The organism is Caballeronia sp. ATUFL_F2_KS9A, assembly GCF_023630765.1.
Lineage (GTDB): Bacteria > Pseudomonadota > Gammaproteobacteria > Burkholderiales > Burkholderiaceae > Caballeronia > Caballeronia zhejiangensis.
In genome coordinates, this window is the sequence record NZ_JALQEK010000010.1 from 101885 (window position 1) to 113758 (window position 11874).

At 64.7% G+C, this 11874-nt stretch carries 12 protein-coding genes; 5 read left to right on the plus strand and 7 right to left on the minus strand.

Annotation, left to right across the window (positions count from 1 at the left end; all coding sequences use genetic code 11):
* Nucleotides 1-56: 56 nt before the first annotated feature.
* Nucleotides 57-236 (minus strand): 50S ribosomal protein L32, encoded by a 180-nt coding sequence (gene rpmF, locus NCS67_RS09025; RefSeq protein ID WP_008342254.1) that lies wholly within the window; start codon nt 234-236, stop codon nt 57-59.
* A gap of 119 nt (nt 237-355) precedes the next feature.
* Complete coding sequence (locus tag NCS67_RS09030) at nt 356-976, minus strand: DUF177 domain-containing protein (RefSeq protein ID WP_034473538.1); 621 nt, start codon at nt 974-976, stop codon at nt 356-358.
* Between the two features lie 322 nt (nt 977-1298).
* On the opposite strand from NCS67_RS09030, the gene NCS67_RS09035 reads away from it, so the two are divergent.
* Together NCS67_RS09035 and NCS67_RS09040 are read left to right on the plus strand one after the other, a co-directional pair.
* Nucleotides 1299-1916, plus strand: a complete 618-nt coding sequence (locus NCS67_RS09035; RefSeq protein WP_250434959.1) for a Maf-like protein — start codon at nt 1299-1301, stop codon at nt 1914-1916.
* Nucleotides 1913-2632, plus strand: coding sequence for an SAM-dependent methyltransferase (locus NCS67_RS09040; RefSeq protein ID WP_008342260.1), 720 nt, complete (start codon nt 1913-1915; stop codon nt 2630-2632). The genes NCS67_RS09035 and NCS67_RS09040 overlap by 4 nt, the downstream gene beginning before the upstream one ends.
* 3 nt (nt 2633-2635) lie before the next feature.
* On the opposite strand, the gene NCS67_RS09045 is transcribed toward NCS67_RS09040, so the two are convergent.
* The 5 genes from NCS67_RS09045 to NCS67_RS09065 are packed head-to-tail and all read right to left on the minus strand — an operon-like array spanning nt 2636 to nt 6055.
* Nucleotides 2636-3598: a S49 family peptidase gene (locus tag NCS67_RS09045; protein WP_008342262.1), complete on the minus strand. Its 963-nt coding sequence runs from the start codon at nt 3596-3598 to the stop codon at nt 2636-2638.
* A gap of 25 nt (nt 3599-3623) precedes the next feature.
* A complete protein-coding gene (locus NCS67_RS09050) occupies nt 3624-3998 on the minus strand; it encodes a Rieske (2Fe-2S) protein (RefSeq protein WP_008342264.1) in 375 nt (124 codons plus the stop codon).
* Nucleotides 3995-4654, minus strand: a complete 660-nt coding sequence (locus NCS67_RS09055; protein ID WP_008342265.1) for an HAD-IA family hydrolase — start codon at nt 4652-4654, stop codon at nt 3995-3997. The genes NCS67_RS09050 and NCS67_RS09055 overlap by 4 nt, the downstream gene beginning before the upstream one ends.
* Nucleotides 4655-5653: an RluA family pseudouridine synthase gene (locus NCS67_RS09060; RefSeq protein ID WP_034473545.1), complete on the minus strand. Its 999-nt coding sequence runs from the start codon at nt 5651-5653 to the stop codon at nt 4655-4657. It lies immediately after the preceding gene.
* 45 nt (nt 5654-5698) lie between these two features.
* Nucleotides 5699-6055 (minus strand): hypothetical protein, encoded by a 357-nt coding sequence (locus NCS67_RS09065; protein ID WP_144403826.1) that lies wholly within the window; start codon nt 6053-6055, stop codon nt 5699-5701.
* Between the two features lie 495 nt (nt 6056-6550).
* Here NCS67_RS09065 and NCS67_RS09070 point away from each other — a divergent pair, with 495 nt between their 5' ends.
* From NCS67_RS09070 to mobA, 3 genes are all read left to right on the plus strand, one after another.
* The gene (locus tag NCS67_RS09070; protein ID WP_250434961.1) at nt 6551-9829 is read left to right on the plus strand and encodes an Rne/Rng family ribonuclease; all 3279 of its coding nucleotides are present in this window, start codon (nt 6551-6553) and stop codon (nt 9827-9829) included.
* Nucleotides 9830-10043: 214 nt separating this feature from the next.
* Nucleotides 10044-11150 (plus strand): GTP 3',8-cyclase MoaA, encoded by a 1107-nt coding sequence (moaA, locus tag NCS67_RS09075; protein WP_250434962.1) that lies wholly within the window; start codon nt 10044-10046, stop codon nt 11148-11150.
* An 82-nt stretch (nt 11151-11232) separates the two neighbouring features.
* Nucleotides 11233-11787, plus strand: a complete 555-nt coding sequence (gene mobA, locus NCS67_RS09080; RefSeq protein WP_235366333.1) for a molybdenum cofactor guanylyltransferase MobA — start codon at nt 11233-11235, stop codon at nt 11785-11787.
* Nucleotides 11788-11874: the final 87 nt, after the last annotated feature.

Here is an 11874-nt window from a genome sequence, read left to right on the forward strand (position 1 = left end):
TGCGCCCGCGCGCCCGTGCAATGATTCCGGCGGGCGCATCGAGCGTCGATGAACGCTTAGTCGTTCTTCGTCTTGATGACTTTCTTGCCACGATAGTAGCCGTTCGGGCTCACGTGGTGGCGCATATGCACCTCGCCCGTGCTCGGCTCGACAGCCAGCGGAGCCGTCGGGAGGAAGTCGTGGGAACGGTGCATGCCGCGCTTCGACGGCGACTTCTTGTTTTGCTGAACTGCCATGATTACTCCAGAAAAATTTTGCGAATTCTAACACAGCCCGATCCGCCGACAGCCCTCGGCCGTTCGGCCATCGGGTGCGCACATCGCGCTACCAGTTTGTTGCGTGCTACAAAACCATTTCAGTGCTTCTTGCCGTCGGAGCCGCCCTTGAGCTTCTCCAGCACGGCAAACGGATTCGGCTTTTCGTCCTCATCCGTCACACCGCTTTCATCCGGCTCGTCGTCCTCCGTGCCCGGAAGCAGACTTTCGTGCGTCTCGGGACATACGTTGTGCTTGGGCACGAGCGGCAAGGACAACAACAACTCCTCTTCGATCAAGTCGACGAGATCGAACTGGCGCGAGCCCACGATCACTTCGACTTCATCGTCGTCGAGCGGAAATTCGTCCGCTTCTTCTTCCGTCGCCACGATCCGATATGTCGCATCGACATCGAGATGCTGCGAATACGGCTGAAGGCAGCGCTGGCACGTGAGCCACACCGAACCGTGCACCGCAAGACGCAGATACGGCTGCGGCGCCTCCGTGCCGTCGTCCTGCAATTCCGGCTGGGTCGACCCCTCGCCTTGCCAGGTGAACACGGTATCGCCGTCTGGCACATCAGCCGGCACTTCGGCTAACATGCGCGGCATCTGCGACACACGCAGCGCGCCGGCCGATTGCCTGCCGCTCTTGGCGAATTCGTAAATGTCGAGCGCGCGCGGATCGGCGGGGCTCACAGGTTTGCCAGGATTCTGAGTCATGTGCGCTCCTGCTTGGCCTTACTTGGGTTAGTGCTACCGGTGAGTGCTCAGTATGCACCGCGGCTCGGCTTAAATGCAGCTTCGATGCAGGCCCGACTTGCCCGAATTTGCCCCAATTTGCATCTGGCCGGCATCATGCTGTCTGACCTCGTGCTTTCTGACTCTTCGGCTCGACCGGTTTCATCGATGACAGGAGAGCCTTCGCCCGCGCACGTACCGATGAAAAGCCCAAAATCATATCGGCTTTGTTCTTTCGAGTCAAATACTTAAGGGCTGAATCGCAGCCCGTCGTTTTTACACCCTTTTTTGTCCGGTTCGTCTCATGTCTGAAGCTTCGAAATCGCCGCCACGCCTGATTCTGGCGTCCAGTTCACCTTATCGGCGCGAATTGCTCGAACGCTTGCGCATTTCGTTCGACGTCGTGTCGCCCGATATCGACGAAACGCCGCTCGCCAACGAAACGCCCGAAGCGACCGCGGTTCGGCTCTCGATCGCCAAGGCGCGTGCGGCGGCCGGACGGAGCGACAACGACGCGAACGCCCTCGTGATCGGCTCCGATCAGGTGGCGACCTTCGACGGCAAGCAGATCGGCAAGCCCGGCACGCACGAGAAAGCCTTCGCCCAGCTCCAGGCGATGCGCGGACGCAGCGTCGAATTCCACAGCGCGCTTTGCCTGTTCGACAGCCGCACGGGCGACGCGCAATCCGCCGATATCGTCACGCGCGTGCGGTTTCGTCGCTATTCGGACGCCCAGATCGAGACGTACCTGCGCGCCGAAACGCCGTACGACTGCGCCGGCAGCGCCAAGGCGGAAGGCCTGGGCATCGCGTTGCTCGAAGCGATCGAATCCGACGATCCCACCGCGCTGATCGGCCTGCCGCTGATCGCGCTGACCGGAATGCTCGCGAACGCCGGCTATCCGGTGCTGGAGGCGGCATGAGCGGCGTTCTCTATCTGATTCCGAACACGCTCGGCGAAGGCGACGCCGACGCGCTCGCCCAAGTTCTGCCCGAACCGGTGCGCGGGCAGGCGGCCGCCCTCGCGTACTACATCGGCGAAAACGCCAAAACGACGCGCGCCTTTCTGAAGAAAGTGGGCACCGAACGTCCGATTCAGGAAATCGAGGTGCGCGAGCTGAATGTGAACACGCCGCCAGCGGAAATCGACAAGCTGCTCGCGCCGATCCTCGCCGGCACCGACGCCGGCCTCGTCTCCGAAGCGGGCTGTCCCGCCGTCGCCGATCCCGGTGCGTTGCTCGTGCGGCGCGCGCATCAGCGTGGCGTGAAGGTCGTGCCGTTCGTCGGACCGAGCTCGATCTTGCTCGCGCTGATGGCTTCCGGCATGAACGGCCAGAGCTTCGCGTTCAACGGCTATCTGCCGGTCGATGCCGGCGAACGCGCGAAACGGCTGCGCGAGCTGGAGCAACTGTCGCGCAAGGCCAATCAGACGCAGATTTTCATTGAGACGCCCTATCGCAATAAGGCGATGCTCGACGCGCTCATCGCTGGCTGCGCGCCGTCGACGCTCATTTGCGTCGCCGTCGATCTGACGCTGCCGGGCGAAAACATCGTCACGCGCACGGCGGCCGACTGGAAGAAGCAGGCCGCGCCGGACCTGCATAAGCGCCCGGCGATCTTCCTCTTGCTGGCTTCGTAAAACTCAGCGCAACTGGGGCTTGCCGCCGAGCGTGAGCGCGCGCATGGCGGCATCGCCCACGGATGCGCCGAAGCGCCGCACCACACGCTCGCTAATGCTTTCCTTTTGCGTGTAATCGACGATATCCGGCTGCTTGATGACCTCGCGCGCGACATAGCTGGCGTCGCCGAAACCATCGGCGAGACCGAGTTCGACGCTCTTTTCGCCGGTCCAGAACATGCCCGAGAACAGCTCCGGATCGTCCTTCAGACGCTTGCCGCGCCCGAGCTTCACGGCATCGATGAACTGCGTGTGGATCTGATCGAGCATTTCCTGCGCGTGCGCGTTCATCGCGGGCGTTTCCGGCGAGAACGGGTCGAACGCGCCCTTGTTCGCGCCCGACGTGTGCATGCGGCGCTGGATGCCGAGCTTGTCCATCAGGCCCGTGAAGCCGAAGCCGTCCATCAGCACGCCGATCGAGCCGACGATGCTCGCGCGGTCGACGTAAATCTTGTCCGCCGCCGCCGCGACGTAATAGCCGCCCGACGCGCACATGTCGTCGACGACCACGTACAGCGGCGTCTTCGGATACTTCGCGCGCAGCCGCCGGATTTCGCCGTTGATGATTCCTGCCTGCACCGGACTGCCGCCCGGACTGTTGATGCGCAGAATCACGCCCGCCGTGTTCTCGTCCTCGAACGCGCTCTGTAGCGCACCGTCGATGTTGTCGGCGCTGGCATCGCTGTTCGCGGAGATCTCGCCCTGCAGATCGATGAGCGCCGTGTGCTTGCCAGCCTTCGCGGCACGATCGCCGGTGAAATCGAACACGCCCCAGGCGATCAGCGCGATCACGCCGAGAAACAGGAAGCGAAAGAATATGCGCCAGCGACGCGCGGCGCGCTGCTCGCGAATCGCGGCGAGCGCGATGCGTTCGAGCGCTTCGCGCTCCCAGTTGTCGTTATTGCGCGGCGGAATGTTGTCGGACATGCGTCGTGGATGTGTAGAGATTGAATCAGGCGGGACGCACGGCGTCGTCGGGCAGCCAGAAGACCGCGCGCCCTTCCGGCGTGTCGCGCTCTTCGACCGTCACGGCCCGCAGGCGCGCGCCGCGGCAAGGACCGCCGACGCATTTGCCGGTATCGGGCTCGTAGATCGCCCCGTGCGTCGCGCACATCAAGTATAGGCCCGAGCTTTCGAAGAACTGGCCCTCGTTCCAGTCGAGCTCCATCGGCACGTGCGCGCACCGGTTCAGATAACCGAACGCTTCGCCGCCGTATCGGACGAAGAACACGACCGCGTCGCCGCTCGCTTCGGTCGCGTTGACGCGCACGCCCGCGCCGCCATCGACGAGTTCGTCGGACGCGCATACCCGCACCGGTTCGCTCATGCGTGCTCCCGCAGCCAGCCGGCGAGCGACGCGACGCTGTCGGCGCAGTACTGCGGCTTGAGCGCCGCGAGAGAATCGGCCGGATGCGCGCCATAACCGACGCCGACGCCCGCCGCGCCCGCGTTGATCGCCATCTGCAGATCGTGCGTCGTGTCGCCGATCATCACCGTGCGCCCGAGATCCTGCCCGAGCTCGCGCGTGAGTTCCTGCAACATTGCGGGATGCGGCTTCGAGAACGTTTCGTCCGCGCAGCGCGTGCTGTCGAAGAGGCTCGTGAGCCGCGATTCGTCGAGCGCGCGATTCAGCCCGACGCGGCTCTTGCCCGTCGCGACCGCGAGAAAATAGCCGAGATCGCGCAATTCCTGCAGCAGTTCGCGCACGCCGCCGAAGAGTTCGGTTTTCTGGCCCATCGTCAGGAAATGGAAGCGGTAACGCTCGGCCAGGCGCGGATAGTCGGACGGATCGAGCGTCGGCGCGCATATCTGCAGCGCGTCCTTCAGGCCGAGGCCGATCACATAGCTCGCGGATTCATCGGCGGGAACCGGCAGCCCGAGGTCGCGGCACGCGGCCTGAATGCTGCGCGTGATGTGGACGGTCGAATCCATCAGCGTGCCGTCCCAGTCGAAAACGATCAGATCGAATTGCTGCCGCGCCATTTACTCGGTCTCCCGGTTTTTCAGTTGTTCGATGAACCGTTTGCACTCGACGGGCAGCGGCGCTTCGAATTGCAGCGGCTCGCCCGTCGCCGGGTGCGTGATTTTCAGTCGATACGCGTGCAAAAACATGCGTTTCAGCGACGGCTTCGCGCTCGGGCGGGCCAATTCCTTGTTCAGCGCGAAATCGCCGTATTTGGCGTCGCCCGCGATCGGCAGGCCGATGCTCGCCATGTGCACGCGAATCTGGTGCGTGCGGCCGGTTTTCAGCTCTGCCTCGACCCACGCGTAGTCGCGCCAGCGCTCGATCAGATTGAAGACCGTATGCGACGGCAGCCCGTTCTCCTGGATTCGCACGCGCCGCTCGCCATCCGCTGCGACATATTTATGCAACGGCGCCTTGACGATGCGCCGGCGGCCCCAGTCGCTCTGCCAGTCGCCGTGACCGCACGCGTAATAGCGCTTGTCGACCCGATTTTCGCGAATCTGCTCGTGCAGCCCGACGAGCGCCTGGCGCTTCTTGGCGAGCATGAGCACGCCCGACGTCTCGCGATCCAGCCGATGCACCAGTTCGAGAAATTTTGCGTGCGGCCGCGCATTGCGCAACTGCTCGATGACGCCGAACGCGACGCCGCTGCCGCCATGCACCGCGACGCCGGACGGTTTATCGATGACGATCAGATGGTCGTCCTCGAAGAGAATCGGGAATTCGGCGGCGGGCGCGTTCGACGACACCGGCGCCGCGTCCTGCTGCGCGATGCGGATCGGCGGCACGCGCACGAGATCGCCCAGTTCGAGCCGGTAAGCCGCGTCGATGCGTCCCTTGTTCACGCGCACTTCGCCACTTCGGAGAATGCGGTAAATATGGCTCTTCGGGACGCCCTTGCAGACGCGCAGCAAAAAATTGTCGATCCGCTGACCGGCGGCCGTTTCGTCGACTTCGATCATCGACACTTGTTCGCTTGCGACCTGTTTATGGGATGTTTTGCCTAACTCATTCATTCTGAATATAATTTGCGAGCAGCCTGAAAAGGTCGACGCTTAGGATCAAGCAGCGGCCGAATTATTCAGACTGTATCGGTGCAAGCGATAAACCATCATTTTACTTGCGCCCAAGGTCGGTTGCTCACCCGGAAAATCGAGAGCGACGAGTTGCACGCACGGCGATATCACCGGCAAGGACGGAGCCCACAGGCGCGTTCGGTCGAGTCGATCGCCGACGGTAACGGATTTTTGGTCAAAAAGAATTTTATCGGCGAGAAGCGACGGCGCCCGGCAAAACCGGATGCCAGCCCGGATCGACCCTGCCGTCGAGCGGGAGAAAAAGGCAAATCGACGCTCGCCGATTTTGCGAACAACTGACGGCGAAATCGCTGCTGCGCTGATTTCTGCGAAGCGCGACAACGCCGCAAACGAGGCGAGACATGCGGCCGCGAGCCGACGGGAGCCGACAGAAACAAGTCGGGCCCGCGGCCGTGCCGGCGCGGCAAGGCAGCAAGGAGGATCGGTTACGAAGCATCGCGCCGGTTTGCGCGAGACCGCTCTTCCTCGCGGCCGCCGTTGGGAGGAATCAGGCTCTTTGCAAGAGCGCAGGCCGGTTCGGCGCGTCCATTTTGAGACGCGGAGCCGCAGCGCCGCCGTTCATCCTCGCCACGAGCCGAGCGATCTGTCGTACGTCTCGCAGTTGCTTCGCAATGCGCCCCACGGCGCGGCTGTCCGATGCGGAAGCCGCGGCCTGCTTTCGGCAATTCTCCCGCCAGAAGTCCCGCTCCAGCGTGCTTTGTGACAACACACAAAAAAGCGTGGCACGCCCACCTTCCCGCTTCGCGCGCGTGATGTATCAGTCACCGACGCCGATTCGCACGACGAGGGAGGACGGAGCCATTCTGGAGCCGTTTCATGAAACGAATGCTGTTTAACGCGACGCAGCAAGAGGAATTGCGCGTCGCCATCGTCGATGGGCAGAAGCTCATCGATATCGACATCGAAACCGCCGGGCGCGAACAGCGCAAAGGCAACATCTACAAGGGAGTCGTCACCCGCATCGAGCCGTCGCTCGAAGCCTGCTTCGTCAACTACGGCGAAGACCGCCACGGCTTCCTGCCGTTCAAGGAAGTCGCCCGCCAGTATTTCCGCGATGGCGTCGAGATGCGCTCCGCGCGCATTCAGGACGCGCTGCGCGAAGGCCAGGAACTCATCGTCCAGGTCGAGAAGGAAGAGCGCGGCAACAAGGGCGCCGCGCTGACCACGTTCATCTCGCTGGCCGGACGTTACCTCGTCCTGATGCCAAACAACCCGCGCGGCGGCGGCGTGTCGCGCCGCATCGAAGGCGACGAACGGCAGGAACTGCGCGAAACCATGGCGCAGCTCGAACTGCCGGAAGGCATGAGCATCATCGCGCGCACGGCGGGTATCGGCCGTTCGGCGGAAGAGCTCCAGTGGGACCTGAACTACCTGATGCAACTGTGGCGCGCGATCGAAGCCGCGTCGCAGAGCGGCGTCGCCGGCCAGCCGATGCTCATTTATCTCGAATCGAGCCTCGTCATCCGCGCGATTCGCGACTACTTCCAGCCGGATATCGGCGAAATTCTCATCGACACGACCGAAATCCATGACCAGGCGCGCGCCTTCATGGATATCGTGATGCCCGACAACCTCTCGAAGGTGAAGCGCTATCACGACGACGTGCCGCTCTTCTCGCGCTTCCAGATCGAGCATCAGATCGAAACCGCGTACTCGCGCACGGTGCCGCTGCCGTCGGGCGGCGCGATCGTGATCGATCACACCGAGGCGCTCGTCGCCATCGACGTGAACTCGGCGCGCGCGACCAAGGGCGCGGACATCGAGGAAACCGCGACGCGCACCAATCTCGAAGCCGCCGACGAAGTCGCGCGTCAGCTTCGTCTGCGCGATCTGGGCGGGCTGATCGTGATCGATTTCATCGACATGGAATCGGCCAAGAGCCAGCGCGAAGTCGAGCAGCGCCTGAAAGATGCGTTGAAGCACGACCGCGCCCGCGTACAAATGGGCAAGATTTCGCGCTTCGGCCTGATGGAACTGTCGCGTCAGCGCCTGCGTCCGGCGCTGTCGGAAGGCAGCCACGTGACGTGCCCGCGCTGCAACGGCACGGGTCACATCCGCGATACCGAATCGTCCGCGCTGCAAGTGCTGCGGATCATTCAGGAAGAAGCGATGAAGGAAAACACCGCGGCGATCCATTGCCAGGTGCCGGTCGAGGTGACCGCCTTCCTGCTCAACGAAAAGCGCTCGGAAATCAACAAGATCGAGTCGCGCTTCAAGGTCAATGTCGTCCTGATTCCGAACAAGCATCTCGAAACGCCGCACTACAAGCTGGAGCGTCTGCGTCACGACGATGCGCGTCTCGACGATCCGCGCGCGTCGTGGAAGATGGCCGTCGAAGCGGCGAGCGAGCTCGAATCGGAGACCGGCTACAGCAAGCGCACCGAAGAGGTGAAGCCGAAGCAGGAAGCCGCCGTGAAGGGCATCACGCCCGAGAAGCCCGCGCCGAGCGCACCGGTGAAGCCCGCGCCCGTCGAGGCCGCGCCCGCGCCGACGCCCGTTCCGGCGAGCGGCGGATTCATCGCGTGGATCAAGAATCTGTTCGGCATTCAGCCTGCGCCGCAACCCGCGCCGGCTCCGGTCGAAGCGCAACCGGCCACGCGCGCGCCGCGCGAACGCGGTGAACGCACCGGCGGCGGCGATCGCAACCGCAATCGCCGTAGCGGCGGCGCCGCGCGCGAAGGCGCTGCGGCAGGCACGGCGGCGGGCGCCAACGGCGCGGCGCGCCAGGGCGGCCGTCGCGAGGATCGCGAGGCGCGTGGCGGACGCGAAGGTCGTGAACTGCGCGAAGTCCGCGAGCCGCGTGAGGCTCGTGAACCGCGCGAGGCACGCGAAGCACGCGAGCCGCGTGAGGCACGCGAGGCACGCGAACCGCGTGAAGCGCGCGACCGCAACGCGGAACGCGCAGCGCGTCCGGAAGCAACCGAACGTCCGGAACGCCGCGAGCGTCCGGATCGTGGCGAACGCGCCGAGCGTGGCGACCGCGCTGAACGAACCGAGCGCGCGGAACGCGGCGAGCGTCGCAAGCCGCAACCGGAAGCCGCCGTCGAGGCGCTGACGCAAGGCGAAACGGTGCCGTCGGAAATCGTCGAAGCGGCGCAAGCCAATGCGGACGCGCAAGTGGCCGGCATCGATGCGGCATCCGACGCGGCGGCCGCACGTGACGGCGAAGAGCGTCGTCGCCGTCGCCGTGGGCGTCGTGGCGGTCGTCGCGAGCGCGAAGAAGACGGCATGACGGTGAATCACGCGGCGGACGTCGCCGAAGCAGAAGGCGCAGCAGAGAGCACCTCGGCGCAAGCCGGCGTGTTTGATGCGGAAGCCGCGCAGGAAGCGGCTGCACGTCGCGAACCCCGCCCGGCCGCGCCGCAACCGGTGGAAGCGTCGGTGCAGCAACCGGCCGCTCAGCCCCTCGAAGCGAAGCCGCAAGAGCAAGCGCCCGCCGCTGCGGAGGAAGCGCCGGTCGCCAAGACTGTTGAGGCCGAGCCTTTCGAACTGAAGGCGCAAACGCCCGAACCGACGAACTTCGATCTCTTCGCCAAGCCCGCTCCGGCACCGGAGGTCGAGAATCCGTTCGGTCCGGAGCCGAAGGTCGCCGAGACGAAATTGGCCGATCCGTTCGCACCCGCGTTCGCGCCGGTCGCATCCGAAGAGCCGAAGCCCGTGGAAACGGCGCCGACGCCCGTCGAGCCGGTCGCGGCCGAGCCTGCCGAAGTCGCCGAGCCGGTGAAGACCGCCGCTGTCGCATCGACGCCCGAAGCGACGGCCGTCGAGCCAGTGAAGCCGGTCGAGATCGCGCAAGCGCAGACGCAAGCGCCGGTCTTCGCGCCGGAGCCTGTCGCAGTCGTCGCCGAGCCGGTGAAGGTCGCTGCGCCCGCCGCGCCTGCAACGTCGACGCCGATCGCCGTCGACACCCTTCAGCCGATGCTGGAGCGTGCGGGCCTCGTCTGGGTGAACACCGACGAAGGCAAGCTGCGCGAAGCCAATGCCGCCGCCGCACGCGAGCCGGCTGCGGTGCGCGTGCCGCGCGAACGCAAGGCACTTCCGCCGGCCGACACCGCGCCGATGCAGCAAGTGGAAACCAGCAAGCAGGCCCACTAAGCGCGCGCGTCCCGTTCACTCCGGTGAACGGGCAAAAGCCAGAAACGCCATCGATCCCCGATCGATGGCGTTTTTTTGCGTCGTAAAACGGCTGAACCGAGGGAAAACCGCGACTCCGTGGCAGTGCGTCCCGATGTCCCGCTTCCGTTAGAATGGAACGATCCAACCATTATTCGAACAAGGCCGAAGCGGCCGAGCCGAGCCCCGAGTCATCATGCCCCGACGCATCATTCCTCTCGCCGATGTCAGCGCGATCCCGGATTTCTCCGGCGCCGCGACATCGCCGTCCGGGCTGCTCACGGACACGCTCGCGCGCCCATTGCGGGATTTGCGCATTTCCGTGACAGATCGCTGCAACTTTCGCTGCGTGTACTGCATGCCACGCGAAGTGTTCGATAAGGATTACCAGTTTCTCCCGCACGCCGCCCTGCTCTCGTTCGAGGAAATCGAGCGCCTCGCGCGCGTATTCGTCGCCCACGGCGTGGAAAAGATTCGCCTTACGGGCGGCGAGCCGCTTCTGCGCAAGAACATCGAATTCCTGATCGAGCGGCTCGCGCTGTTGCGCACGCCGGAAGGCCGCCCGCTCGATCTGACGCTCACGACAAACGGCTCGCTCCTCGCGCGCAAGGCGAAGTCGCTGAAGGACGCGGGTTTGTCGCGCGTCACAGTGAGCCTCGATGCGCTCGACGACGCCCTCTTTCGCCGCATGAACGATGCCGATTTCGCGGTCGCCGACGTGCTGAACGGCATCGAGACGGCGCAAGCCGCCGGGCTCGCTCCGATCAAGGTGAACATGGTCGTGAAGCGCGGCACGAACGATCAGGAAATCGTCCCGATGGCGCGCCATTTCAAAGGCAGCGGCGCGGTTCTGCGTTTCATCGAATATATGGATGTCGGCGCGTCGAACGGCTGGAACATGAGCGAAGTGCTGCCTTCGGCGCACGTGGTCGAACGCATCGACGCGCACTTTCCGCTGGAACCGCTCGAAGCCCACACGGCCGCGGAAACGGCGCAGCGCTGGGGCTATCGCGACGGCAGCGGTGAAATCGGCGTGATTTCGAGCGTCACACGCGCGTTTTGCGACTCGTGCACGCGTGCCCGGCTCTCGACGGAAGGCAAGCTGTATCTGTGTCTCTTCGCGGTTTCCGGCCACGACCTGCGCGGACTGATCCGCAGCGGCGCGGGCGACGACGAAGTCGCCACAGCCATCGCGCGAATCTGGGAGGCGCGCGGCGACCGGTATTCGCAATTGCGCGGCAGCGCATCGGCGCCATCTCGCGACGATGCACGTCGCGTCGAGATGTCGTACATCGGCGGCTGAGCGCGGCGGATCGTTCGTGCTGAGCGCTCATTCATCGTCCAGCGTCACGGCGCTCGTGCTCGCGGGCGGACGCGGCTCGCGCATGGGCGGCATCGACAAGGGCATGCAGCCGTTTCGCGGTGAGCCGCTCGCGTTGCATGTGATGCGGCGCATCGCGCCTCAGGCGGGCGCGCTTCTGATCAGCGCAAATCGTTCCATCGAAGACTACGCGCGCCTCGGCGCGGCATTCGGCGCGCGCGTTGTCGCGGACGCGCGCGCGGATTTCCCCGGGCCGCTCGCCGGCATCGCCGCTGCGTTGCGCGTTGCGAGCACCGAATTCGTTCTGACCGCGCCTTGCGACGCCCCTTTCGTCGACGAACACATCGGCGCCGCGTTGATGCAAGCACTCGACGCGCACGGCGGCGACGTTGCATACGCAGCAACAATCGACGCGTCGGGCGAAGTCATGGCCCACCCCGTTTTCGCGTTGCTGCGTACATCGCTCGCCGACGACCTGGACGCCTGGCTGGACGCGGGCGAGCGCAAGGTGCGCGCGTGGTACGCGCGCCACAAGGCGGTGGAAGTGCAATTTCACGACGAACGCGCGTTTTACAATATCAACGATTTACAGCAGCTCGCCGATCTGGAACGCCGCTGACTCGTTCAACCGGCTGCCCGCTCACATCGCCATTGCGGGCGCTCAACCACCGCGCGGCCATGTGCTGCTTCGCCGGATTCCGGCCGC

Bases quoted from the DNA above. Each gene is read 5' to 3' on its own strand.
- NCS67_RS09060 (WP_034473545.1), bottom strand. From the start codon at position 5,653: ATGAATGAGTTAGGCAAAACATCCCATAAACAGGTCGCAAGCGAACAA.
- NCS67_RS09055 (WP_008342265.1), bottom strand. From the start codon at position 4,654: ATGGCGCGGCAGCAATTCGATCTGATCGTTTTCGACTGGGACGGCACG.
- mobA (WP_235366333.1), top strand. From the start codon at position 11,233: ATGGGCGGCATCGACAAGGGCATGCAGCCGTTTCGCGGTGAGCCGCTC.
- NCS67_RS09045 (WP_008342262.1), bottom strand. From the start codon at position 3,598: ATGTCCGACAACATTCCGCCGCGCAATAACGACAACTGGGAGCGCGAA.
- moaA (WP_250434962.1), top strand. From the start codon at position 10,044: ATGCCCCGACGCATCATTCCTCTCGCCGATGTCAGCGCGATCCCGGAT.
- NCS67_RS09030 (WP_034473538.1), bottom strand. From the start codon at position 976: ATGACTCAGAATCCTGGCAAACCTGTGAGCCCCGCCGATCCGCGCGCG.
- NCS67_RS09040 (WP_008342260.1), top strand. From the start codon at position 1,913: ATGAGCGGCGTTCTCTATCTGATTCCGAACACGCTCGGCGAAGGCGAC.
- rpmF (WP_008342254.1), bottom strand. From the start codon at position 236: ATGGCAGTTCAGCAAAACAAGAAGTCGCCGTCGAAGCGCGGCATGCAC.
- NCS67_RS09035 (WP_250434959.1), top strand. From the start codon at position 1,299: ATGTCTGAAGCTTCGAAATCGCCGCCACGCCTGATTCTGGCGTCCAGT.
- NCS67_RS09070 (WP_250434961.1), top strand. From the start codon at position 6,551: ATGAAACGAATGCTGTTTAACGCGACGCAGCAAGAGGAATTGCGCGTC.
- NCS67_RS09050 (WP_008342264.1), bottom strand. From the start codon at position 3,998: ATGAGCGAACCGGTGCGGGTATGCGCGTCCGACGAACTCGTCGATGGC.